The following is a 23,937-nucleotide window of genomic DNA, read 5'->3' as shown; positions in this document are numbered from 1 at the left end:
ATGTTACAAAAAGTCACGGGAATCGTCGTTCGTACCGTTAATTATGGGGAATCGAATAAAGTCGTGACATTGTTTACAGAGGAACTTGGCAAAGTCGCGATCATGGCACGGGGCGCAAAGAAACCGGGTAGCCGGTTTCACGCATCGAGTCAGCCGTTTGTGGAAGGTGTCTATATCTTTCCGTCTAGCCGAGGACTCGCTCAGTTAAAATCATCTGACGTCATGACGTCTTATCCTGAAATCCGAAAAGATGTCGAACGGATGGCATATGCGATGTATTGGTTAGAACTTGTTGATCGATCTGTCGAGGATCGTGTCCAAAATCGTCCATTGTTTCGAATATTACGGGATGCCTTGCAGGCACTGAATGCGGGCATGGACGCAGATGTCATCACGCACTATGTTGAATTACGTATTTTGCATCTATTAGGCGTCGCCCCAGTCTTGACGGGATGTGTGCGCTGTGGAGATGTGACGGATCCCATGTACTTCTCTGTCGCGTCCGGTGGCTTTTTATGTGCGCGACATCCAGAAGAAGGTGTGATCCGGCTGTCCGAACGATTGGCGAAACTACTTTATTTGATGAGTAAGCACGAATTGTCAGAGTTTCGGAACGTTCCGCTATCGGATGAGTCCAGAGTCCTTTTGCGTCAGCTTTTTGATGCGTATATGGAATCGTATAGTGGACTACGATTGAAGACGAAGCGGGTGCTCGATCAAATGATTCGACTTCATCTGAATGAGGATTGACTTTTCATAGTGAATTCGATACGATGATGTACGATTAGACAAATGAAATAGCGTGCGCGATGAAGGAAAAAAGTAACTCTTCCTGTCATGAATGAAGCGAGTCCGGGGTGGTGTGAGCCGGGTGTCATGAGAAGAGCGAATGGCGATTCCAGAGCGCCCACATCTTTTAAGAGTGGTCCCATGATTGGGGCAAGTAGGGTGGAACCGCGGGAATCAATCCCGTCCCTATGTGCTAGGCACATAGGGGCGTTTTTTGTCGTTTCAATACTATTGGAGGTGTCATTAATGAAGCACATGACAGTGCAAGAAATCATTCTCACGCTACAAAACTTTTGGGCGTCAAAAGGTTGTTTGACGATGCAGGCGTACGATGTGGAAAAAGGGGCCGGGACGATGAACCCGATGACATTCCTCAGAAGCCTTGGGCCAGAACCGTGGAACGTCTGTTATACCGAACCGTCACGCCGTCCAGCTGACGGTCGTTACGGAGAAAACCCGAACCGTCTTTACCAGCACCATCAGTTTCAGGTGATCATGAAGCCGTCACCAAACAACATTCAAGAGTTGTACTTGGAGAGTCTTGAACTGATTGGCATCAATCCGCTTGAGCATGACATCCGTTTCGTCGAAGATAACTGGGAAAACCCGACATTCGGAGCAGCAGGTCTCGGTTGGGAAGTTTGGTTGAACGGAATGGAAATCACGCAGTTCACGTACTTCCAACAAGTCGGTGGAATCGAGTGTGACCCGATTGCCGTGGAAATCACATACGGACTTGAACGTCTCGCTTCATACATTCAAGAAGTAGAAAGTGTATTCGACCTTGTTTGGACGGACGGATTCAAATATGGTGACATCTTCTATCAACCAGAATTTGAACATTCGAAATATACGTTCGAACTGTCTGACGTCGACATGTTGTTCACGTTATTTGATACGTATGAGAAAGAAGCGAAGCGTGCGCTTGAAGAAAACCTTGTCTTCCCTGCATACGATTACATTCTAAAATGTTCGCATACGTTCAACTTGTTGGACGCGAAAGGCGCCATTTCTGTGACGGAACGTACCGGCTTCATCCAGCGTGTCCGGAACATGTCGCGTGCGTGTGCCGCTAAATTTATTGAAGAACGGGAACGCCTTGGATTCCCACTTTTGAAACAAGAGAAAGCAGGTGACTTGAATGCGTGACCTTCTGTTAGAGATTGGATTAGAGGAACTGCCAGCTCAATATGTCTTGCGTTCAGAGAAACAGTTGGCGGAACGTGTTGATGCGTTCTTAAAAGAGGCGCGTGTTGATTTTGGCTCAATCGAAGTGTACTCGACACCACGTCGTTTGGCTGTCATCGTTCGGGATGTGGCTGAAACGCAACAAGATTTGACAGAAACCCTTCGTGGACCTGCCAAAAAGATTGCACAAGATGCGGAAGGTAACTGGTCGAAAGCGGCACAAGGTTTTGCGCGTGGCCGCGGATTGACAGTAGAAGATCTCTATTTCGCAGAAGAAAAAGGAGTCGAGTACGTCTTCGCGGAACGCCATGAAAAGGGACAAGAGACTCTCTCGCTATTGAACGGTCTTGAAGATGTAGTCCGTAGCTTGACGTTCCCGAAAAACATGAAATGGGGAACGAGCAGCCTACGGTATATGCGCCCGATTCGTTGGTTGATCGCCCTCTTTGGTCAAGACATCATCGACTTCACAATCGAAGGTGTGAACACGAATAACGTAACGCGTGGGCATCGTTTCCTCAGTAAAGGGGACGTGGTCATCTCATCACCTGCCGAATATGTCCAGACATTAGAGTCTGCTTTTGTCATGGCGAACTACGAGATGCGTAAAGCTGAAATCGAACGTCAAATTCAAGAGCTTGCCACGAAACAAGGATGGACGATCCCACTTGATGCCGACTTGCTTGAGGAAGTGACAAACTTAGTCGAATGGCCGACCGCTCTCTTCGGGGAATTTGATGAAGCGTACCTCGACTTGCCTGAAGAAGTATTGATCACAACGATGAAAGAGCATCAACGTTATTTCCCGGTCTATCTCGACGGAACGTTGAAAAACTATTTTGTGACGGTACGAAACGGGAATGCCGAGCACCTTGAAAATGTAGCGCGCGGTAACGAGAAAGTCATTCGGGCCCGTCTTGCGGATGCCGTGTTCTTCTATGAAGAAGACAAAAAGACGAAAATCGATGATCAGCTCGGACGTCTCGATCGCATCGTCTTCCATGAAAAATTGGGAACGACTGGTGCGAAAGCGCGTCGTGTGACGAAAATCGCTCAGGAACTTGCACCGTTGTTCGAGGCAGACCTTGAAAAAGTAAGCCGTGCTGGTGCCATTCATAAATTTGATCTCGTGAGCCAGATGGTATACGAGTTCACAGAACTTCAAGGAATCATGGGTGAGAAATATGCACTCCAACAAGGTGAAGACAAGGAAGTGGCAGCGGCAATCCGTGAGCATTACATGCCACGCTTTGCTGGGGACGCTTCTCCAGAGACGGCAACGGGTGCCGTTCTTGCCCTTGCCGACAAATTAGACTCGATTGCAGCATTCTTTGGCATCGGGATGATTCCGAGCGGTTCACAAGACCCGTTCGCGCTTCGTCGCCAGGCCCAAGGTGTCGTTCAGATTCTTGGAGATTGGAAGATTGATCTCTCAATCGACACGTTGCTTTCAAAAGTTGTCGAATTACAACTGGAAGCAGGACTCTATGAAGCCGATAAAGAACAAGTTAAGGCACAACTAGATGAGTTCTTCAAATTGCGCTTGAAATATCGCCTGCAAGAACAGCAGGTTCGTTATGATGTGATTGACGCCGTATTGACGACCTCATTGACGGTTGTGCGACTCGATGCTCGCGCAGACGCGATTCAAGAATTTGTATCGACGGATGCGAAGGCGTTGATTGAGCAATTGTCGCGCGTCGTGAACATTTCGAAAAAAGGTGAAGCGGGAGATGTCGATCCTTCCTTGTTTGAGAACGATCATGAGATTGCATTGCATGATGCGATTGAACAGACCGCTCCTGCAACAGCCGAAGCTGTCGAGATGGGAGATTACAAGAAAGCGCTCGACCTTCTACAACAACTCGAATCACCGATTATGATGTACTTCGAACATACAATGGTTATGAGTGATGATGAGGCGGTCCGCAAAAACCGTCTCCATGAAATGAACCGACTTGCAACGACGATTAAGCGTGTCGCAGATTTCAACGCGCTCGTACTCTAAACAAACTAGAGGGGGTTGGCTATGCAACTGAATGAACGCCAACAAAAAATCGCCGAGATCGTGAAGGAGAACGGGCCGATCACAGGGGAACAAATCGCACAAGAGCTCTCATTGACACGTGCGACCCTGCGGCCTGACCTCGCTATTTTGACGATGACAGGCATACTTGAAGCTAGACCTCGTGTCGGCTACACGTTCGTTGGCAAACGGAATTCGTCGATGCTACGAGAAAAGTTAGATTCGCTGACCGTAGGCGACTTCATGTCTTCTGCGAAAGTCGTACGGGATGAGATGACGGTATATGATGCGATTGTCACGTTGTTCTTAGAAGATGTCGGCTCATTGTTCGTTGTCGGACGTGACCGGGAGTTAGTCGGAGTTTTATCTCGTAAAGACCTCCTTCGTGCGGCCATCGGAAATCAAGACTTAGACCAGTTACCCGTCAACGTCATCATGACCCGCATGCCGAACATTACAGTATGTGAGAAAACAGAAACGTTGATTCGAGCTGGGATGAAATTGATTGAGAAACAAATCGATGCCATGCCCGTCGTAGAAGAAAAAGATGGGAAATTGATTGTACTGGGCCGTATGACGAAGACCAATATGACGAAGGTGCTCATTGCGTTAGCGAACGATGAGTCGATCTGAGGAGGAAATCGAATTGACTACGAAACAACTCGTGTTCGTTGTAAGTGACTCGGTCGGAGAGACGTGTGAACTCGTCGTCCGCGCAGCGAGTATCCAATTCCACGAGAATGCGATCGAAACCCTTCGCATTCCGTTCGTCGAAGATGAGCAGACGATTATCGATGTCGTCACGCAAGCAAAAGCACAACAGGCCATCATTGCGTTCACGCTCGTTAATGAGGAACATCGCGCCCTTCTCATGCGACTTGGTAAAGCGCATCAAGTGAAAACGGTTGATTTGCTCGGAGATTTGCTCGATGTATTATCTAGCCAATTGAAAGAAGCGCCACGTGAAAAGCCGGGGCTCATCTATCGATTGGATGATGATTACTTCCGAAAAATCGAGGCGATGGAGTTTGCCGTCAAGTATGACGATGGTCGGGACCCACGTGGCCTGAAAAAAGCTGATATCGTGTTGGTCGGTGTTTCTCGAACGTCAAAGACGCCGCTATCTCAATATCTGGCACTGAAACGATATAAAGTCGCGAACGTGCCACTCGTTCCAGAATCGAGACCGCCTGAGGAATTGTTTGATTTGCCTGCTGAACGATGTGTCGGGTTGATCATCTCCCCGGAAAAGCTGATTTCAATCCGAATGGAACGTCTCAAATCGCTAGGTTTGAAGCCGGAAGCAGATTATGCGCAGCTAGAGCGAATCAATCGTGAACTCGAGTATGCGCGTGGTATTTATGAACGAATCGGTTGCGATGTCATCGATGTGACGAACAAAGCAGTTGAAGAAACGGCAGGGATCATCTTGCGTCATCTTGAACAGTCTAAAGATGATTGAATGAGTAAGTGTTTCAATTAGTAATCATTGCTTCAAGAGGGTATAATAGAGTATTGACAGTACAGTGAAACGGAACGTGATGAGCGTTCCGTTTCGTTGCGAGATTGGAAACAGGGAGTGGTCAACATGCCACGAATACCAGATGAAGTCATCGCAGAAGTGAAACAAGCGACCGATATCGTAGAATTGATTGGCGAACGTGTCGAATTAAAGAAACAAGGACACCGCCTTGTCGGATTATGTCCGTTTCATTCCGAAAACTCACCTTCTTTCTCCGTTTCACCTGAAAAAGGGATGTATCACTGTTTCGGTTGTGGCGCCGGCGGAAATGTATTTACGTTCGTGATGGAAACCGAGGGATTGTCGTTTCCTGAGACGGTCGAACGCTTGGCAACACGGGCGAATATTTCGGTAGACGGGATCCAAGGGGACGAGGAACTGACGCGAGAACAGGTATGGCGCAAACAGATGCGTGATGCGCATCGCCTTGTCGCTGACTTGTATCATGAAGTGTTGATGAAAACAGAAGCTGGAGAAGTGGGCTTAACGTATTTACGGGATCGTGATCTGGCTGAAGAGACGATTGCGCAATACAAGATCGGTTTTGCCCCAGACCAACGACGCTTTACTGTCGAGCTGTTGGAGCGGCGCGGGTTTGATTTAGAAGTAATGGTTGAGGCAGGTTTGATTTCAAAGTCGAAGTCCGGTGAATATTTTGACCGATTTGAAGGACGGGTCGTCTTTCCGATTGCGGATCGAGACGGCACCATCGTTGGCTTCAGTGGACGAGCGATTGATGATCGACAACCAAAATATGTGAATACGGCTGAGACGCCACTCTTCAATAAGAGCGAGTTATTGTTCGGCTTCTCTCAAGCCCGGGCGACGATGCGTAAGAAAAAGCGTGTCTTCCTCGTTGAAGGGAACGTTGACGTTTTACAAGTCGCGCAAGCGGGCACACAAGAAGTTGTGGCATCGCTCGGAACCGCGTTCTCTCCTCAACATGCGAGGGCGCTATCTCGAATCGTGGATGAAGTCATTATCTGTTATGACGGAGACCACGCGGGACAAGAAGCGACACAAAAAGTCATTCGCCTCTTAGAAGCGTCTCCACTCGATGTACAAGTTTTGCCACTACCGGAAAAGACGGACCCAGATGACTATATCCGTCAGCATGGGGCAACTCACTGGCAGCAGTTTATTGAAACTGAGCAGTTGAGTGTTCTCGATTTTATGAATCGCATGTACCGGCGAGGAAAAAACTTGAACCGAGAAGGAGAACGGATTCGCTTTATTGAATCTATGCTTGAAGAGATCGGGAAGACAAATGATTCGATTCGAAGAGATTTATATGTGAAGAAACTGTCGGATGAGTTTGAGATTCCGCTAGAGACGCTCCGTTCGAGAATTCCTCGTCCGACGTCAAGTGAATCAACTCCCAACCGTGCGATGGAACCTGTAGAGCCGGTACGGAAGCGTTCGAGTAAAACAGGTGAGCCTCGTTGGATGAAAGCCGAGAAGTACTTGTTGCGTGCGATGTTGACGGGACCGGAGCAGGTCCGTTTCGTACGCGACCGTTTAGGGCTTCGTTATCAAGATGAAACCCATCGTATGTTAGGGTCAGCATTGTATGAAATCGTATCCGATACGATGACACAGGATGAGTTTGATCAAATCACGCTTTCGTTCATGGAGCGTTATTGCGATCAACGCCCTGATTATGCGATGCGTTTTGCAGAGATCCGTCTGATGGCTGGACCGGATGAACTGTCTGAAGAGGTTTTAGACGAATACATTCGGGTGATAAACAGTTATGAGGAGCAACGTCAAATCGAGCGTGCAAAAAGGGAAATCGCTCAAGACGCCGAAAGTATTGTAGACCAGGCGTCCAAGCTACAAGAATTGATTGCCCGTAGTCGTCGTCTTCGAGAGCGATGATCGTGGATGAAGTTTGGAAGGAGTTGAACTGCTAGATGGCAGAGAAGAAGAAAGAGGATTTATTTAACGCCATAGAGGAACTTGAGAAGTTAGGTAAGAAAAAAGGCGTCGTCTCAATGCAAGCAATCCAAGATCGCCTTAGTCACTTCGAGGTGGATTCGGATTTCATCGATAACTTCATCGAAGATTTAGAGGCTAAAGATATCCGTGTCACAGAAGATGCTGCGGACGCAGAAGAAACACCTGCGAAAAAAGAGGATGAAGAAGTCGATTTGAACGACTTATCAGTACCTCCTGGAATCAAAATCAACGACCCGGTTCGGATGTATTTAAAAGAAATCGGACGTGTCGACCTTCTAAGTGCGAAAGATGAGACGGAGCTCGCTAAACGAATCGAGCAAGGGGACGAAGAAGCGAAAAAACGTCTCGCAGAAGCGAACCTACGTCTCGTCGTGTCGATTGCGAAGCGTTATGTCGGTCGTGGGATGCTCTTCCTTGATTTGATTCAAGAAGGGAACATGGGACTCATTAAAGCGGTCGAAAAATTCGACTACATGAAAGGGTTCAAATTCTCGACGTATGCGACGTGGTGGATTCGCCAAGCCATCACACGTGCGATTGCTGACCAAGCCCGTACGATTCGTATTCCTGTACACATGGTGGAAACAATCAACAAATTGATTCGTGTCCAACGTCAATTGCTTCAAGACCTCGGTCGCGAACCTTCTCCGGAAGAGATTGCCAAAGAGATGGAACTCACACCTGAGAAAGTCCGTGAAATTCTAAAGATTGCCCAAGAACCTGTTTCTTTAGAGACACCGATTGGGGAAGAAGACGATTCACATCTCGGTGACTTCATCGAAGACCAAGATGCGATGGCTCCTCAAGATGCGGCAGCCTATGAATTGTTGAAAGAGCAATTAGAAGACGTGTTGGATACGTTGACAGACCGTGAAGAGAACGTCCTTCGCCTGCGTTTCGGACTAGACGATGGCCGCACACGCACACTCGAAGAAGTTGGTAAAGTATTCGGTGTCACACGTGAGCGGATTCGTCAAATCGAGGCGAAAGCCCTTCGTAAATTGCGTCACCCGAGCCGTTCCAAACGCTTGAAAGACTTCCTCGATTAATTTCATATTTGAATAAAGTGTGAAGTTTTAGAAGAAAGGAAGGAAAATGAGTGATTTTCCTTCCTTCTTTATTATTTTTTGAGTAAAATAGTGTTGGATAGAAATTTGGAATGAACATGAGGGGGAACTACAATGCGTAATCCATTGTTACCGTTTGCGGCAATCGCAATCGTCGCAATTATTGCCATGGTATCATTATCGTATTTTGGGGTGAATCAGGCGCAACAAGCGGCTGAAGGTCCGGCAGTCACTGAAATGAACCCAGAAGAGTTGTATGCTGCGAAGGGTTGCACAGGTTGCCACGGCGGAAACCTTGAAGGTGGCGTCGGTCCAGCACTTACAGGTGTCGGCGATCGTCTTTCACCAGAAGAAATCGCAAACATCATCGTCAACGGTCAAGGTGCGATGCCAGCAGGTCTTGCATCCGCTGAAGAAGCTGAAGTGCTTGCGAACTGGTTGATTGAACAATAAGAGGTGACGCACTCCATGATGGGGTGCGTTTTTTGTTGTCGAACTGTAGAGAATTCGATACGCTAGGGAAGAAGTAGAACAAAGGAGTTGTCTGTATGCAAGAACGTGTCATGTTAGACCGACGATTGAAGCAGGTTGTCGATTATATCCCAAAAGGAAGTGTGCTCGCCGATATTGGTTCGGATCATGCGTATGTCCCATGCTATGCCTTTCAGCAAGGAATCATTTCAAAAGGAATCGCGGGTGAAGTGAACGTTGGGCCGATGGAAGCTGCGAGAGCACAAGTCGATTTGATTGGGGCAGGTGATACCATTGATGTACGCCTTGGCGATGGTCTTGCTGTCTTACAGCCCAATGAAGCGACGTGTATCTCGATTTGCGGGATGGGCGGCAGTTTGATTCGCTCCATTCTCGAAGCGGGTCAAGATAAGCTCGGTGCGGTCGAACGGCTCGTCCTTCAACCGAACGTTGATGGGCAACACGTACGAAGCTGGCTGCTTGAACATGGATATGTCCTTGTCGAAGAGGCAATTGTGGAAGAAAATGATAAGGTTTACGAAATCCTTGTCGGAGAAAAAGGAACTGAGTCCATTTATAGTGACGAGTCGGACGAGCGCATGTGGCAGTTGTTATTCGGTCCATATCTCGTTCAAGAGCGACCAGAAGCATTTAAACTCAAGTGGAGTCGTGAAGCTGATAAGCTCGATTATGTGCTTGGACAGATGGCAGCTGGCATTCAATCGGAAGCCTTGATTCAAAAACAAGTGGAGTTCAAACGGATGCGTGACAAGATGAGAGAGGTGAGTCAGTAATGGCGAACGGCAATCAAGTGATTCAATTGTTTGAGGAATTTGCACCGAAACATTTGGCGGTCGAAGGGGATAAAATCGGCTTGCAGATTGGCTCGCTCAACAAAGAAGTCAAACGGGTCATGGTCACGCTTGATGTACTTGAATCGGTTGTGGATGAAGCGATTGAGAAACAGATCGATTTGATTATCGCGCATCATCCACCCATCTTTAGTCCGTTAGCTCAAGTCAATGACCGTTCCACGGCTGGGAAGATTACGATGAAATGTATTCAGCACGATATCGCGGTCTATGTCGCTCATACGAATTTAGACGTATGCAGTGGTGGTGTGAACGATTGGATGAGTGAGGCGATCGGTCTCCGCGATACGAAAGTACTCGTCCCGACCTATGAGGAGCCGGTCTATAAACTAAGTGTATTCGTTCCATCCACGCATGCGCATGACGTATCCCTGGCTCTAGGAAAAGCGGGTGCTGGACATATTGGTGACTATGCGGACTGTCAGTTCCGTGTTTCCGGAACGGGGCAATTCACTCCGCTCGAGGGGACAGATCCCTTCATCGGTCGCCCGCATGAAACGGAACAAGTGGACGAGGTGAAAATCGAAACGGTCGTTCGGGAGAGTCAGAAGAAGCGTGTACTAAAAGCAATGAAAGACGCCCATCCATATGAGGAAGTGGCGTATGACCTCATGCGCGATGAAATCGAGGGCCATGTATTTGGGCTAGGGCGAATCGGTCGACTTGAACAGGCCATGACACTTGAACAGTTTGCCGAACACGTGAAAACAAGCTTTGGGGTTGAGGGCGTGCGAGTTGTCGGAGACCCGGGGCGTTCGATTGAAAAAGTTGCCGTATTAGGTGGAGACGGGAATAAGTATGTGTCTACTGCGCATTTCAAAGGTGCAGATGCATATGTGACGGGTGATTTATATTTCCATGTGGCTCATGATGCGATGGCGCTTGGACTCGCAGTCGTAGACCCGGGACATCATGTCGAGAGTATCATGAAACAAGGTGTGATCGACGTGCTCAGCAAAAAGTTTGAAAAAGCGAAAATCAATGTCGACTTGATTCAATCTGTTGCCAACACGAATCCGTTTCAATTCAAGTAAAGCCTAAAAATCCCCCATCCTCTGAGAGAATGGGGGATTCCTTCACTTACGCAATGCTTTCACTTTCGGTAAGATACTCCGAAGTTCAAGAAATGGCGTTTTATCATGCGTGCTTAAATCGTCTGGGTCATATTGCGATAAAAAGTCGATGACTTTTTTCGTGATCGGTGTCGGGGTAGAGGCGCCCGACGTCACAGCGACGGTCTCCACGCCTTCGAGCCAATTCAAGTCAAGTTCACTCAAGTCACCGATCCGATAGGCATTTGTTCCGGCAATCTCTTTTGAAACTTGTGCTAAGCGATTGGAGTTATTTGATTTGGGATCTCCGACGACAATCAATAATTCGCAGTCTCCCGCTTGTTCAGCGACGGCTTCTTGACGAACTTGCGTCGCGTTACAGATTTCATTATGCACTTCCACGTGAGGATAACGGGCTTGAATCGTTTCAATTAATGCGGAAACGTCCCATTGACTCATCGTCGTCTGGTTCGTCACCAAAATTTTTCGTTCGAACAAGCGACTCGGCAACTGATCGATTTCATGTTCATATTGAATCAAATGAACATGGTCTGGTGCAACCCCGATTGCACCCTCCGGTTCCGGATGCCCATGTTTTCCGATATAGATGACATCATATCCTTCTGCCGTTTTCTCACGAATCAAATCGTGTGTGACTAAGACGTCAGGACAAGAGGCGTCTACAATCGTCAATCCTTTCTCGATGGCACGTTTCCGGACGAGTGGTGAAATGCCGTGCGCCGTGAAGACGACCGTTCCTCGATCGATGGTTTCGAGCGCTTGCATGCGGTCTTCTCCATCAACGGTTTTGACACCGAGATCCTCAAACGCCTGCGTGACGTGACGGTTATGGACAATCATTCCAAGTATATGAATCGGGCGTGGCAAATCTGGATTTGCGACGGCCTCATTTGCGAGCTTCATGGCATCGACGACACCATAACAATATCCGCGTGGGCTAATTTTTTTAACTTTCATATGAAGACGAAGGCTCCTTTCGAAGTGCTTTCATACGTATTAGTCTAACATTGTTTCGAAAATACGAAAAGATTTGCGTGTATTCATGCTATAATTTTTAGGTTAGAGAGGAGGGACGCCGTGAATCGCATGAAACCATTGCGTGAACTAAGAAAATCGTACTTTTTCCAAATTACGTTCATCATCATCATTATTTTAGCACTTGTCATTTCATCACTTGCCTTCTCTGCTGACCGCGTCACGGTGTCTCGAGCAGAAGAATTGGCGAAAGAGCAATTTGATTACGCCATCGATGACAGTATTGAGAATGTGGAGTCCCAACTTGGGAAATTGTATGAGGATTTAGTTTACTTAGGCGCTTACGTTGGAAATGAGCCATGGATTGAAGAACGGATCCGAACAGGATATTTGAATCAACGCACGAGTTTTACGTCCATCTTTTATTATGATGTCAATCAAGACTCATTTAAATGGTACTCGGAGCGACAAGTCGCCTCTTCTGTATTGAAACGCGATCCGAAGTTTACGGAAGTATTGACTGCAAGTGGAAAAGAACTATATATGAGTGACCCTGTGATGATCAGTGGGGATATGGGAACTTTCCTATACGTTCCGGTCATCGAAGAGAACCGACCAATCGGTATTTTTGGGGGGAGCATTAGTGTCTTGAACTCTGACTTGTATCGTCGTTCGTTGGAATCTGCGAATGATGACATGATTCTATACTTGTTAGATGAGCAAGGCGAAGTGTTGACGACTTCGTTCAACTTGGTCACAGATGCAGAGCGTCGGATATCGCGTGAAGTCATCGACGAAGCATTAAATCGAAGCGAACGGACAATCTTGAGTACGGATGAAGATACGGTAATGTTTGAACCGGATGCAAGAGTCAGTGGATGGAGCATGCTCGCAAAACATCAAAATGACTCCGTCTATGAAACGGTCTACGACACGCGTTGGCAGTATTTGATGATTGCGCTCGTTACATTCTTCCTGAGCATTCTCGTTGGATTGTTGCTTTCCCGGACGTTAACGAATCCGCTTGTCGAGCTGGTCAATCAAATTAAACAACAACAATCGCTCGGAACGATCTCGTTGGAAAGAACCGGTTCGAAAGAAGTGGAGACGCTACTCGACACGTATAACGATTATGCACAACGGATGGAAACGTCACGACGTGAACAGTTGAGTCAGCAACAGTTGATTTTGCATCAAGAAAAATTAGCCTCACTCGGTCAATTGGCCGCGGGAATTGCCCATGAAATTCGAAATCCTCTAACTCCCGTCCACATCACGTTACAAATGGTGCGCGAGGGTCAAGGTAGCTCAGATATGGTGGATGTCGCCATCAAAGAACTGGAGCGGGCGAATGATTTGATTTCAACGATGTTGACGCTCGCCAAACCAGATCAGGCTGGTAAAAACGAAGATTGGATCAACATGTTAGACTTTGCGAAACGACTTGAATTTTTAATGGATGCCGAATGTTACAAACGACCGACAAAATGGGAATTACTTGTACCGAACGACATGCCTCCATTTTATGCATCCTTTGATATGCTCGTTCAAATCATCTACAACCTCTTCAAAAATGCGGTCGATGCCGTCGAATCAAAAGGGGCTGAAGGTAGTGTCGTCGTGACGGTCCTCTTTACGGAGCAGGAATATCGCTTCTTGATTGAAGATAACGGGATTGGCATGAGTGAGGAACAACTCAAGACAGTTGGTTCCGCCTTCAATACGACGAAGGAAAGTGGGAATGGTCTAGGGATCTATATGATTCAAGAGTACTTGAAGAGCGTTAACGGTGCGATGGAGATTGATAGTGTGATGAACAAGGGGACCGCGATTTTAATCAAAATCCCAAGGAGACAACCGTCATGAAAGGACTAAAACATTATTGGCTTTGGTTACCGGTCGTGTGGGCCATGACGATTCTCCTCATTACCTCGATTCAACTCCCAGAGCAAAAAACGAATGAAAAAGAAGTCGGATTTGTGTTTGTCAGTGATAAACATGAGCATGCGAATAAACTACTGGACTCGTTCGTGCATACAGCAAACCAAAAAGGGTTCATCCCGATTCCGACCACGAGTGAAGACTCGCGTGTCCTTGAAAAAGAAAAACTAGATTCATTGATTGACCGGGGTGTCGAGGCCATCTTTTTGACGACTCTCGATGACACGTTCATTCAACCCTCATTAGAACGCGCAAAACGAAAAAACATTCCGATTATTGCGATTGACCGTATGATTGATCATCCGAGTGTGCTCACATCCGTCGTTTCCGACAATGTCGATATCGGTCGGATGGCGGCCGAACAAATTGCTGCCAAGTATAGTGAGCTCGAACGTCCGATTCGCGTGGTCGAAGTGAGGGGGACGCCGAAAGTTCGCTCCACGATGGACCGAAGTCTTGGTATCCGAGAGTACGAAAAGCAACATGGCGACGATTTTCAGATCATTGCATCCATCACCGGGAACTATGACACATTCCAAGCTGAAATCGAGATGTCACGTTGGTTAGAAGAAAAGATTCCGTTTGATGCAATCTTTTCACACAATGACGATAATACGTTTGGTGTCGTCCGGGCTTTAGAAAGTCATGGTTTGACGGACAAGACGATCGTTTCGGTCGACGGGATTTCAGATATCTATCCGCTCATTCAAAATGGGAAGGTCAATGCCACTGTCGTGCAGTCACCGAACGAGATGATGGAAGTCGGCTTCAAAGCACTCGAACAACATTTAAATGGAAAGAAAATTGCCAAACACTATTATTCATCGAGTTATTTATATGAAGGTGTGGCAAAAGATTGATTGACAAATCATTTGATTCCGCTATGCTAGGAAAAGTGGAAAGAAACAGGAGGTGTATCGATTGAACAGCTTCCAACAGTTCAAATTGCTACCGTTTATGGTTGATGCGTTAACCGAAAAGCGCATTACGAAACCGACCGATATACAAGCCCGAATTATTCCGGCTGCCTTGAATGGTCGAGATATTATTGGAAAATCACAGACAGGAACGGGTAAAACACTTGCGTTCTTGTTACCGATCGTTGAAGCGATCAACCCAGAAGATGCTTCAGTTCAAGCAATCGTCGTCGCACCGACACGCGAACTCGCTTGGCAGATTCATGAAGAATTGAAATCGATTCTTATTAAAAACCCAGATTACATCAAATCGAGTTTGATTGTCGGAGGGACAGACCGCGAACGTCAGATCGATAAGATGAAAAATCCACCACAGTTGATCATCGGGACACCGGGACGAATCCTTGATCTCATGAAAGCACAGGCGTTATTCCCGCACAAAGTGACACACTTTGTCGTCGATGAAGCCGATCAAATGCTCGATATGGGATTCTTGCCCGAGGTCGACCGCATCGCACAGGCGCTTCCTGAAAAACTACAAACGATGGTCTTCTCAGCGACGATTCCTGAGAACCTTGAACCGTTCTTGAAGAAGTACCTTCATGACCCACGCTTTGCAGAGGCGAGCCCAGAACATCGCGTCGCACCAAAAATCAAGCACCACGTGATTCCAGTACGTCACCGTGACCGTAAAGAATTGACTGTCGAAATTGCGAAAGCAATCAATCCATTCGTTTGTCTCGTGTTCACCAATACGAAACAAGAGGCAGATGAGTTGGAGACGTCGTTCCGCGAAGCAGGTCTAAACGTCGGTACATTGCATGGTGACATGCAGGCACGTCGCCGCAAACAAGCCATCAAGGACATCAATGATGCGAAATATCAGTATGTGATTGCTACGGATTTAGCGGCTCGCGGTATCGATATTTCAGGAGTCTCTCACGTCATCAACCACGGGATTCCGAAAGACCTTGATTTCTATACGCACCGTGTCGGTCGTACGGGACGTGCGGGCGCATCAGGTGAGGCGTACACACTATATGAGGACCATGAGAATGGACCAATCAACAGACTTGAAGAACGTGGGTTCGAATTCACTCATGTGGACTTGCGCAACGGTTCGATTCAACCGATCAAGACACGTCGTCGTCGCCAAACAGACCGGAAGATGAAGGTCTCACACACGGCTCATAGTCGGATGGCCGGTGAAATCAAGAAGGCGAAGAAGAAAGTGAAGCCTGGCTATAAGAAGAAATTCAAGTATAAGTTGAAAGAGACGGCATCACGTGAGCATATGCAACAGCAACGCTCGGATCGCCGTGCAGCACGTAAGAAAAATAAACGATAATGTTTGGGAGAATCGACTTCTTGGAGTCGGTTCTTCTTTTTGTGTACACTAGAGATAGAAGATGATGAAGGGAAGATGAGGATGTTAAAAATAGGTTCACACGTTTCGGTATCAGGTAAAAAGATGTTGTTAGCAGGGAGTGAAGAGGCTGTCTCTTACGGGGCGAATACGATGATGGTGTATACAGGTGCGCCCCAAAACACACGCCGTAAACCCATTGAAGATTTAAATATTGAGGCAGCACTCAAACATATGGCCGCACATGACATCGAAGAGATTGTTGTTCACGCTCCATATATCATCAATCTCGGGAATACGACGAAACCTGAGACGTTTGAATTGGCCGTCTCTTTCTTAACTCAGGAATTAAAGCGGGCAGAAGCACTCCAAGTGGCTCGCCACGTCGTTCTTCACCCGGGCGCTCATGTCGGAGCGGGAGAAGAAATCGGTCTCGCTCGAATCATCGAAGGATTGAATGAAGTGTTGACTGGCGACGAACAAGTAAAGATTGCGCTTGAGACGATGGCAGGGAAAGGAAGCGAACTTGGTAAGACGTTTGAAGAGCTTGCGACCATCATTGATGGCGTGACGCACAATGATCGACTCTCAGTTTGCTTTGATACGTGTCACGTCCATGATGCAGGATATGACTTAGTCGGTGACTTAGACGGCGTCATTGAACAATTCGATCGCATCGTCGGACTCGACCGTCTCGGAGTGATTCATGTAAATGATTCGAAGAATGTGCGCGGTGCAAAAAAAGACCGTCATGAAAACATTGGCTACGGAGAGATTGGATTTGATACGCTAAATCGTATTATTCATCACGAGGCATTTGCGCATCTACCGAAAATTCTAGAAACGCCATATATCCCGATTAGCGAAAAAACAAAAGTCGCTCCATATAAACAAGAGATTGAAATGTTCCGTGCCAATCAATTTGATGCCGAGTGGCGTGAACGATTCACGCTCGCTCATCAATAAGCGATGAACGTCCTACAAGTCGATCCAAAGCGATATGATGTCTGGAACGCATTCCCGACTTATTTTCTTGAACAGAGTCCGGTTTATGTAAAGGGGTCCGTGACGACACCGACAGCATTTATCGAAGTGATGGGGCATGGCATCGTGGCGGAAGCAGAGGTGTTACTTGAAGAGACGATTGAGCGACCAGACGATCCGTATTGGCTCGGAGAGAGACAGGGAGGGGTGGCGCTGTATTCCTTAGTCGACCTGTTACAACTTCATTTTCATCATCCGCTCTTGCAAGTGGGAATGTATGAGGGGGATGAACCGTACGAGTCGATTCGAACAAAATGGAATGACGGCTATCATGTACCATCGTCTAAATGGACGAAAGCGTCATATGAGGCGCACTTGTTTCGAGAAAAACTCTTAGCACCAAAGTCTCATGTGACGACTTGTGCGAGCTGTCATGTAAACCTAGCTGAACGATTTGGGAAAGAGGCGTATCACTTGATTGAGTATCACTTGACAGAGGAACGTGGCATCTGGGTTTGTCCGACCTGTCATAAAGCCATTCATACATTAGACTAAATAATAAAAGATGCCCCTTTTTGAGGGCATCTTTTATTAGAATGGCCAGTTCGATACAGCAAATTGATAAACCTTCATTCCGAGGAACACCCCGAAAATCCCAACAACTCCTGGTAATACCGGTGGGGCAGGGAGTGGCAGTTTGAGTGCAGTGAAGATGGCACCACAAATCAAGCCGGCGAGTAATGATAGTAAAATCTCCTGCATAAATAATTCCTCCATCTCTAAATGAAAGCGCTTCATAATAACTGAATCGAATTTATTATACAACGAGTTTTCTTATTTGAGAAGTCTAACATCAGTCATCCGTCATTTTCTCGTTCTCGGCCCGAAGGCGGAGCACTTCTCGTTCCGCCCAATTTGACGGTTCTCGTTCAAATACGCTAGGTATGTTGTTCCATCGACCACCTGTATATTGATGGATGATAATTTGAGATTGAATCTCTTCCTCGTTGGTCTCACGTTTCACGTATACATAGCGGCCGTCAGAACGTTGTCTTCTTGCTTTCACATTATCGACGAGTTGAAGGGCCATCATATCTTTGATGTATGTTTTATGTGATGCGTTCAAGATAGGGAAGAGTATCTCAATCCGTTTTTTCATATTTCGTGTCATCCAGTCCGCAGAGGAACAGTACAAGTCTTCTTTTCCATTTTGGTAAAAATAAAAGATTCGGGAATGTTCGAGATATCGGTCGATGATCGAGATGACTTTGATGTTTTCAGAGACCCCTTTAATTCCCGGTCGTAAGCAACAAATGCCTCGGACAATCAAATCGATTTTCACTCCCGCGGACGAAGCATCATACAATTTTGTGATGATGGCCCGGTCCGTGATCGAGTTCATCTTAGCGACGATGCGACCGTTGCCGTACTTTTCATGCAGTTTGATCTCATCATCGATTTTATTCAAGAAGAAGTCTTTCATGTCGTCAGGCGACGTCTCGAACTGATGCCAAGATGGTCGTTCCCCATAACCGGATAACCAGTTGAAAAAGTTCGTTGCATCTTCAGCGAGTTCTTCATTTGTGGTGAGGAGCCCAATGTCTGTGTACAGCTTGGCGGTTGAATCGTTATAGTTACCGGTTCCGAGATGAATGAACCGTTGCAACACACCACCTTCTAGAATGCGAACGACGAGGGTGATTTTTGAGTGTGTCTTCAGTTCTTTATAGCCGTAGATGACGTGAGCCCCGGCTTTCTCAAGTTGCTTCGCCCATTGAATGTTTTTTTCTTCATCAAAACGTGCTTTTAGTTCGACGAGGACAGTGACTTGTTTTCCGCTCTCGGCTGCATCAGTCAAGGCTTTGATGATGGGAGAGTCCCCGGAGACGCGATAGAGTGTCTGCTTGATTGCCAAGACGTTCGGGTCTTTGGCGGCTTGAACGATAAAACGGACGATTGGATCGAATGAATGATACGGGTGATGGAGCAGATAATCCTGTTTAGCGATACTTTGGAATAAATCTTTGCCCGATTCAAGACCTTCTGGGATAAATGGGATCAACGTTTCATTGATCATGTCATCATATTCCATCCCGATCTGATTGTAGATCCCAAACAGGAAGGTCAAGTCGATCGGACCGTCGACAATAAAGATATCCCGGTCATGTAAGTCAAGGACGTCTTGTAGCATGAACAACAGTTCTTTTCGTAACGATCGTTGCTGTACCTCGAGTCGGATGGCAACCCCATATCTTCTCTTCTTCAACTCTTTTTCGATTTGTTTCAAGACGTCACGACTGCCCTCTTCGTGAAACGGCATGTCCGCGTTCCGCGTAATTCGGAATGGCATCGTGGACTCGACGACAAATCCTTTGAAGAGTGAGTCGATGTATTGAATGATCAAATCCTCAAGTAAAATCAAATCGGTATGTTCTTCATCATCGGTAGGTAGTTCCAGATACCGCGGAAGAACGGATGGCACTTGAACGAGGGCGAGTCGTTTTTTTCCTTCGCCATTCGAGGCAATCTCGACAGCAATATTCAGTGACTTAGATAAGAGCATTGGGAACGGACGATAGGCGTCGACTGCAATCGGTGTCAGGACAGGGAATACGTGCGTTCGAAAGTACTCTTTCACGAAGTCTTGTTGAGTCTTGTTCAAATGTTTCGTCCGTAAGAAGCGGACGTGCTGATTCGATAACTGTTTCGTGATTTTTTTATATGTCGCATATTGTGTCTCGACGAGTTCTTGCGCTCGCATCGAAATGGATTTGATCTGCTGTTTTGGAGTGAGGCCCGTCTTATCTTCCGGACGGTTGAAACCGGCAAGGACCTCATCTTTCAATCCACCGACTCGTACCATATAAAATTCATCAAGGTTAGAACTGAAAATCGCCAAAAATTTCAATCGTTCCATCAATGGATTTCGTTCATCCATCGCCTCTTCGAGAACACGTTCGTTAAAGTCGAGCCAGCTGAGTTCACGGTTGTTAAAATGTTCATTCGTATATTCGGACATGGTTACTCCTCCTCGCTCAAGACAATCTCAATCGATTGATCAATTGCGCGTTCTAAATGCTTTTTATGGCGAGTGCTTCGCTGCAACTCAAAACGTGCGGAACCATTTGTATCTAGCGTAAGTGTGAGACCGTCCTTTGTACTAGTAACATGGATGTCCGTCACAATCTGACGCTCTGTCAAGTCGAGGGCATCGACGAGTTTTACGATCGAGCCTAGTAGTTCTAAACTCTTCAATAACTTTTGATCAAACCATTTCGGGAAAGCCTCGATATGTTGTTCCAATACTCGTTTTGATTTGAAGGATGTGACGAGGGCAAGAGCGAGTCGATCCTCGTTGTTTAGTCCTTTGAAATCGTTTGTGGTGATCAGATGGAACGTGTGGTCACTCTTATTGTTGTGATCGATATATTCACCGACATAGGCAAGGCGGCAGGCACCTTCAAGAAGACCAGGCTCAAATGGTTTCGGTTTAATCGCTTTCACTTCAATTAATCCGGTATACAACTGTCGGGCCAATCGGATGAGATGTTGATGACGAGTCGGGTTCACGTCGTATTGTTTTTCAAAATGACGAAAACTTTCTTCTTTCACATCGGCAAAACGAACTTTATCATGCTCATGTAAATAGTTTTCATAGAAGAGACCTTCACGGAGTCCATTGTTACTCATCGTGAACTCAGGTACTTTCAAATATTTAGCGAGCTCGCCGATTGCTGTCACGGCAGGCGCGATGATGTCGACCCGGTCTTTTGACAGCCCATCCAAACGTCCGAGTTGTTTGCTCGACATTCCGACGAGTTCATCTATGACGTCCTCCAACTGTTCAGCAGAAATCGTATACTGATGGATTCCTTCAAGCGGGAAGTTCGATATGGTCTGTTCGACCCGGACTAAGTTACGAGCCGTCCCACCGACACCGACAAGTGGGACACCATGTGGTTCGAGCCATTCAATTTCTTTGAATGCCTTCTTTAAGTATGCGGTCAACGCTTTCCGCTCGTCTTTCGTCATCGTCTCATCTTTCATGAATTCTTTCGTTAACGTCACGGCACCGAACGGAAAACTGTGATAAAAGACGAGCTCTCGGTTCTGAAAGTATGTGACTTCCATTGATCCCCCACCAATATCGACAGAATATCCATCTTCCACATAGGTAGAGTTGACGATGGCCGAATATCCGTAAAATGCTTCTTCGTAATCGCTCAACAGGCGGATGGTCATCCCAGTAGATTGTTTGACATTCTGCAAAATCTCATCTGAGTTATTTGCGTTTCGAATGGCTGCCGTCGCTACTGGGAGCACATCGGTAACGTGATGATGGTCGTTCAACTCTTTAAAGTGACGTAACGTATCGATGAGTGAAGCGATTCCTTCTTCAGTCATTTCATTCGCATCACTAATATGGCTGGACAATCGCGCGACTTCTTTCACATTTAACCGTTCGAAGTATTGTCCTTCCTCGTTCACTTCGAAGATGACGTTTCGAATCGAGTTGGATCCGATATCAATAACTGCCAGTTTCTTTTCCATAAAACCATTCCCTTCATAATACTAGTGTAATCGACAAGGTTTTGAACGAACATACGATTTACGTGAATTTTACCATTTGGCTAGATGAAACCAGTCTTGCTTGAAGGTGTGCGTAATATTCTGTATAATACAAACGCCTAGAAAGTAGAAATGATTACGATTTAACATATGAGAGAAGGGATTAGATGACTACATCTGTCGTCAAATTAAACGAGGTGTCTTATTTCTATGATGGGACACCGGCCTTACAAAACGTATCGATTGATATTCGGCAAGGGGACTTTGTCGCAATCGTCGGAGAAAACGGTTCTGGGAAGTCGACTTTGATTCGAACCATTCTTGGATTACTGAACCCGCAAAAAGGGTCGGTCGAATTGTTCGGCAAGCCCATTTCGCAGTTTAAAGACAAGTCTCGTATCAGTTACGTTTCCCAAAAAGCGGCTTCCTTTAACTCGGGATTCCCGGTTACCGTCGAAGAAGTTGTTGCGATGGGTAGATATGGACGTCTCGGTTTATTCAAACGTTTGAAGATGGAAGACCAGGCAGCGATTCAAAATGCGTTACAAACAGTCAACATGTGGCAGTTTCGTCATCGGAAAATTGGAGATCTATCCGGAGGACAACAACAGCGCGTCTTTATCGCTCGGGCGATGGTCAACCAGCCTGATCTATTGATTCTCGATGAGCCGACCGTCGGTGTGGACCAAAAGCACTTACAAGATTTTTATGAAGTCTTGCATATGCTTCGTGAACATACGACTTGTACGTTCGTCCTCGTCACCCACGATTTAAACGTGGTGACCGACCTCGTCACAAAAGTCGTCCATCTCGACCGCGGACGATTGGCATGTAATTGTGGACTGAGAGAATACAGCGAGCTCGGAGAACTCGCATCGTCCATCAAACCTTATCCTGTTAAAGTACTTGTTCACGAGGGAACGACATGATCACAGATCTTTGGACATATAGTTTTTTACGTTATGCGTTCATTGCAGCACTTGTGATCGGGTTTACCGCTCCGCTCATCGGTTCATTTATCGTGGTGAGACGGATGAGCTTGATTGCCGATGCATTGTCACACATGACGCTTGCCGGAATTTCATTCAGTTTATTTCTCGGACAATATATCGCTCTATTCGCTGATCTCAACCCCCTTTATATGGGAACGCTCATCTCTGTATTGGCGGCGTTAGGGCTCAACTGGCTTCGAGGGAAATATGTGCACTTCCAGGAACTATCCATTCCGATCATGATGTCCGCAGGAATGGGACTCAGTGCCATCTTTATCTCGCTATCGCGAGGATTCTCGGTCGACTTGTCCACACTCTTGTTCGGGTCGATCTCTGCCGTGAGTCAGTCGGACATCACATTGATTGTCAGTGTGGCCGTCTTGACGTTTCTTGTGATCTTTATCTTCTATAAGCAGTTGTTGTTCTTATCGTTTGATGAAGAGCAGGCAAAAGTGTCGGGATTACCGAGTACGATGCTTCATCTGTTATTCATGTTCATCGTAGCGCTTGTGATTGCCGTCAGCATGCGAATTGTCGGAACGCTTCTCGTATCAAGCTTGATTACGTTACCCGTCGCAGCGGCGCTACGCTTTACATCGAGCTTCAAACAGACCATTCTCTGGTCCATCATCTTCGGAGAGGTCGCGACAATTGGTGGGCTCGTCCTTGCGTATGATCTCGATGTCGCTCCAGGCGGTGTCATCGTATTGATTGCGGTCGGTATTTTAGCAGCCGTCATGGCACTTGAGAAAGTCATGAGTTTCAAGAAAAAGGAGGTACAACATGAATGAGACTGAACAATTGAATCGTCTGCGTGCATCTTCTTTAAAAGTGACGCCGAAACGTCTTGAAATGTATGCTTATCTCTCTGAAGAAGATCGATATATCAGTGCGAAGGAAGTACTCGAGTACATGCGAGACAAACATCCGACGATGAGTTTTGACACGGTATATCGCAACTTGAAGTCGTTCGCGGAAGAAGGGTTACTTGAAGCGACGGAACTCGATGGTGAGAAATCCTTTCGAGTCACCTGCAGTGCGGCACATCACCATCATCATTTGATCTGTCGGAGCTGCGGGAAGACGAAACTGCTCGATTTATGTCCGATGCGCTTCGTAGAGGCGCTCGACCCTGAATTTGAAGTGGTCGATCATAAATTTGAGATATATGGGTATTGTAAAGAATGTAAGCAAAAGGGATTGATTTGATTCAATCCCTTTTTTGT

The 23,937-nt window shown here is 46.6% G+C and carries 22 protein-coding genes; 18 read left to right on the top strand and 4 right to left on the bottom strand.

From position 1 onward, the window contains the following. The 10 genes from recO (at position 1) to KNO72_RS05285 (ending at position 10,928) form a co-directional block, all read left to right on the top strand. Positions 1 to 750, top strand: a complete 750-nt coding sequence (gene recO, locus KNO72_RS05330; protein WP_078147154.1) for a DNA repair protein RecO — start codon at positions 1 to 3, stop codon at positions 748 to 750. A 294-nt stretch (positions 751 to 1,044) separates the two neighbouring features. Continuing rightward, a complete protein-coding gene (glyQ, locus tag KNO72_RS05325) occupies positions 1,045 to 1,938 on the top strand; it encodes a glycine--tRNA ligase subunit alpha (protein ID WP_196431848.1) in 894 nt (297 codons plus the stop codon). Then, positions 1,931 to 3,985, top strand: a complete 2,055-nt coding sequence (glyS, locus tag KNO72_RS05320) for a glycine--tRNA ligase subunit beta (RefSeq protein ID WP_214684008.1) — start codon at positions 1,931 to 1,933, stop codon at positions 3,983 to 3,985. The genes glyQ and glyS overlap by 8 nt, the downstream gene beginning before the upstream one ends. Positions 3,986 to 4,006: 21 nt before the next feature. After that, a complete protein-coding gene (gene ccpN / locus KNO72_RS05315; protein ID WP_078147152.1) occupies positions 4,007 to 4,636 on the top strand; it encodes a transcriptional regulator CcpN in 630 nt (209 codons plus the stop codon). After that, entirely contained in the window at positions 4,623 to 5,465 is an 843-nt protein-coding gene (locus KNO72_RS05310; RefSeq protein WP_078147151.1) for a pyruvate, water dikinase regulatory protein, read from the top strand. Before ccpN ends, KNO72_RS05310 begins: the two co-directional genes overlap by 14 nt. Positions 5,466 to 5,591: 126 nt before the next feature. Further along, positions 5,592 to 7,403 carry a DNA primase gene (gene dnaG / locus KNO72_RS05305; protein WP_214684009.1) on the top strand — a complete coding sequence of 604 codons (1,812 nt, stop codon included), beginning with the start codon at positions 5,592 to 5,594 and terminating at the stop codon, positions 7,401 to 7,403. A 35-nt stretch (positions 7,404 to 7,438) separates the two neighbouring features. Then, positions 7,439 to 8,533, top strand: a complete 1,095-nt coding sequence (gene rpoD, locus KNO72_RS05300; RefSeq protein WP_012726640.1) for an RNA polymerase sigma factor RpoD — start codon at positions 7,439 to 7,441, stop codon at positions 8,531 to 8,533. Between the two features lie 132 nt (positions 8,534 to 8,665). Continuing rightward, complete coding sequence (gene cccA / locus KNO72_RS05295) at positions 8,666 to 9,004, top strand: cytochrome c550 (protein ID WP_012726639.1); 339 nt, start codon at positions 8,666 to 8,668, stop codon at positions 9,002 to 9,004. Positions 9,005 to 9,099: 95 nt separating this feature from the next. Further along, entirely contained in the window at positions 9,100 to 9,816 is a 717-nt protein-coding gene (locus tag KNO72_RS05290; protein WP_214684010.1) for a tRNA (adenine(22)-N(1))-methyltransferase, read from the top strand. Continuing rightward, positions 9,816 to 10,928 (top strand): Nif3-like dinuclear metal center hexameric protein, encoded by a 1,113-nt coding sequence (locus KNO72_RS05285; protein WP_078147147.1) that lies wholly within the window; start codon positions 9,816 to 9,818, stop codon positions 10,926 to 10,928. The genes KNO72_RS05290 and KNO72_RS05285 overlap by 1 nt, the downstream gene beginning before the upstream one ends. A 42-nt stretch (positions 10,929 to 10,970) precedes the next feature. On the opposite strand, the gene KNO72_RS05280 is transcribed toward KNO72_RS05285, so the two are convergent. Further along, complete coding sequence (locus KNO72_RS05280) at positions 10,971 to 11,924, bottom strand: 4-hydroxy-3-methylbut-2-enyl diphosphate reductase (RefSeq protein ID WP_012726636.1); 954 nt, start codon at positions 11,922 to 11,924, stop codon at positions 10,971 to 10,973. A gap of 129 nt (positions 11,925 to 12,053) precedes the next feature. Here KNO72_RS05280 and KNO72_RS05275 point away from each other — a divergent pair, with 129 nt between their 5' ends. The 5 genes from KNO72_RS05275 (at position 12,054) to KNO72_RS05255 (ending at position 17,705) form a co-directional block, all read left to right on the top strand. After that, on the top strand, positions 12,054 to 13,808 hold the full coding sequence (locus KNO72_RS05275) for a sensor histidine kinase (protein WP_251024933.1): 1,755 nt from the start codon (positions 12,054 to 12,056) through the stop codon (positions 13,806 to 13,808). Next, positions 13,805 to 14,743, top strand: a complete 939-nt coding sequence (locus tag KNO72_RS05270; protein ID WP_078147145.1) for a sugar ABC transporter substrate-binding protein — start codon at positions 13,805 to 13,807, stop codon at positions 14,741 to 14,743. Before KNO72_RS05275 ends, KNO72_RS05270 begins: the two co-directional genes overlap by 4 nt. Positions 14,744 to 14,804: 61 nt before the next feature. Next, on the top strand, positions 14,805 to 16,148 hold the full coding sequence (locus tag KNO72_RS05265; protein WP_012726633.1) for a DEAD/DEAH box helicase: 1,344 nt from the start codon (positions 14,805 to 14,807) through the stop codon (positions 16,146 to 16,148). Between the two features lie 81 nt (positions 16,149 to 16,229). Beyond that, positions 16,230 to 17,132 carry a deoxyribonuclease IV gene (locus tag KNO72_RS05260; RefSeq protein WP_214684011.1) on the top strand — a complete coding sequence of 301 codons (903 nt, stop codon included), beginning with the start codon at positions 16,230 to 16,232 and terminating at the stop codon, positions 17,130 to 17,132. A 3-nt stretch (positions 17,133 to 17,135) separates the two neighbouring features. Further along, positions 17,136 to 17,705, top strand: coding sequence for a hypothetical protein (locus KNO72_RS05255; RefSeq protein ID WP_214684012.1), 570 nt, complete (start codon positions 17,136 to 17,138; stop codon positions 17,703 to 17,705). Between the two features lie 36 nt (positions 17,706 to 17,741). Here KNO72_RS05255 and KNO72_RS05250 read toward each other — a convergent pair whose 3' ends face one another. The 3 genes from KNO72_RS05250 to KNO72_RS05240 all read right to left on the bottom strand — a co-directional run bounded on the left by KNO72_RS05250 (position 17,742) and on the right by KNO72_RS05240 (position 21,701). Continuing rightward, positions 17,742 to 17,912 carry a DUF1427 family protein gene (locus tag KNO72_RS05250; RefSeq protein WP_214686970.1) on the bottom strand — a complete coding sequence of 57 codons (171 nt, stop codon included), beginning with the start codon at positions 17,910 to 17,912 and terminating at the stop codon, positions 17,742 to 17,744. A gap of 91 nt (positions 17,913 to 18,003) precedes the next feature. Next, positions 18,004 to 20,169: an RNA degradosome polyphosphate kinase gene (locus KNO72_RS05245; protein WP_078147142.1), complete on the bottom strand. Its 2,166-nt coding sequence runs from the start codon at positions 20,167 to 20,169 to the stop codon at positions 18,004 to 18,006. Positions 20,170 to 20,171: 2 nt separating this feature from the next. Continuing rightward, a complete protein-coding gene (locus KNO72_RS05240) occupies positions 20,172 to 21,701 on the bottom strand; it encodes a Ppx/GppA family phosphatase (protein ID WP_078147141.1) in 1,530 nt (509 codons plus the stop codon). Positions 21,702 to 21,886: 185 nt separating this feature from the next. On the opposite strand from KNO72_RS05240, the gene KNO72_RS05235 reads away from it, so the two are divergent. From KNO72_RS05235 to KNO72_RS05225, 3 genes are read left to right on the top strand one after another with little or no spacing between them, the layout of a single operon-like run. Then, positions 21,887 to 22,648 (top strand): metal ABC transporter ATP-binding protein, encoded by a 762-nt coding sequence (locus KNO72_RS05235; RefSeq protein WP_078147140.1) that lies wholly within the window; start codon positions 21,887 to 21,889, stop codon positions 22,646 to 22,648. Beyond that, complete coding sequence (locus tag KNO72_RS05230) at positions 22,645 to 23,502, top strand: metal ABC transporter permease (protein ID WP_012726626.1); 858 nt, start codon at positions 22,645 to 22,647, stop codon at positions 23,500 to 23,502. Before KNO72_RS05235 ends, KNO72_RS05230 begins: the two co-directional genes overlap by 4 nt. Next, positions 23,495 to 23,920, top strand: a complete 426-nt coding sequence (locus KNO72_RS05225; protein ID WP_012726625.1) for a Fur family transcriptional regulator — start codon at positions 23,495 to 23,497, stop codon at positions 23,918 to 23,920. Before KNO72_RS05230 ends, KNO72_RS05225 begins: the two co-directional genes overlap by 8 nt. Positions 23,921 to 23,937 lie beyond the last annotated feature (17 nt).

It is taken from the genome of Exiguobacterium sp. s123 (genome assembly GCF_018617075.1).
Classification (GTDB): Bacteria; Bacillota; Bacilli; order Exiguobacteriales; family Exiguobacteriaceae; genus Exiguobacterium; species Exiguobacterium profundum.
Note: the sequence above shows the minus strand (reverse complement) of the source record. Positions and strands in the feature narration are given on the sequence as shown.

Coding starts and splice junctions, on each gene's coding strand:
- recO (WP_078147154.1), top strand. CDS start 1: ATGTTACAAAAAGTCACGGGAATCGTCGTTCGTACCGTTAATTATGGG.
- glyQ (WP_196431848.1), top strand. CDS start 1,045: ATGACAGTGCAAGAAATCATTCTCACGCTACAAAACTTTTGGGCGTCA.
- glyS (WP_214684008.1), top strand. CDS start 1,931: ATGCGTGACCTTCTGTTAGAGATTGGATTAGAGGAACTGCCAGCTCAA.
- ccpN (WP_078147152.1), top strand. CDS start 4,007: ATGCAACTGAATGAACGCCAACAAAAAATCGCCGAGATCGTGAAGGAG.
- KNO72_RS05310 (WP_078147151.1), top strand. CDS start 4,623: ATGAGTCGATCTGAGGAGGAAATCGAATTGACTACGAAACAACTCGTG.
- dnaG (WP_214684009.1), top strand. CDS start 5,592: ATGCCACGAATACCAGATGAAGTCATCGCAGAAGTGAAACAAGCGACC.
- rpoD (WP_012726640.1), top strand. CDS start 7,439: ATGGCAGAGAAGAAGAAAGAGGATTTATTTAACGCCATAGAGGAACTT.
- cccA (WP_012726639.1), top strand. CDS start 8,666: ATGCGTAATCCATTGTTACCGTTTGCGGCAATCGCAATCGTCGCAATT.
- KNO72_RS05290 (WP_214684010.1), top strand. CDS start 9,100: ATGCAAGAACGTGTCATGTTAGACCGACGATTGAAGCAGGTTGTCGAT.
- KNO72_RS05285 (WP_078147147.1), top strand. CDS start 9,816: ATGGCGAACGGCAATCAAGTGATTCAATTGTTTGAGGAATTTGCACCG.
- KNO72_RS05280 (WP_012726636.1), bottom strand. CDS start 11,924: ATGAAAGTTAAAAAAATTAGCCCACGCGGATATTGTTATGGTGTCGTC.
- KNO72_RS05275 (WP_251024933.1), top strand. CDS start 12,054: ATGAAACCATTGCGTGAACTAAGAAAATCGTACTTTTTCCAAATTACG.
- KNO72_RS05270 (WP_078147145.1), top strand. CDS start 13,805: ATGAAAGGACTAAAACATTATTGGCTTTGGTTACCGGTCGTGTGGGCC.
- KNO72_RS05260 (WP_214684011.1), top strand. CDS start 16,230: ATGTTAAAAATAGGTTCACACGTTTCGGTATCAGGTAAAAAGATGTTG.
- KNO72_RS05255 (WP_214684012.1), top strand. CDS start 17,136: ATGAACGTCCTACAAGTCGATCCAAAGCGATATGATGTCTGGAACGCA.
- KNO72_RS05250 (WP_214686970.1), bottom strand. CDS start 17,912: ATGCAGGAGATTTTACTATCATTACTCGCCGGCTTGATTTGTGGTGCC.
- KNO72_RS05245 (WP_078147142.1), bottom strand. CDS start 20,169: ATGTCCGAATATACGAATGAACATTTTAACAACCGTGAACTCAGCTGG.
- KNO72_RS05240 (WP_078147141.1), bottom strand. CDS start 21,701: ATGGAAAAGAAACTGGCAGTTATTGATATCGGATCCAACTCGATTCGA.
- KNO72_RS05235 (WP_078147140.1), top strand. CDS start 21,887: ATGACTACATCTGTCGTCAAATTAAACGAGGTGTCTTATTTCTATGAT.
- KNO72_RS05230 (WP_012726626.1), top strand. CDS start 22,645: ATGATCACAGATCTTTGGACATATAGTTTTTTACGTTATGCGTTCATT.
- KNO72_RS05225 (WP_012726625.1), top strand. CDS start 23,495: ATGAATGAGACTGAACAATTGAATCGTCTGCGTGCATCTTCTTTAAAA.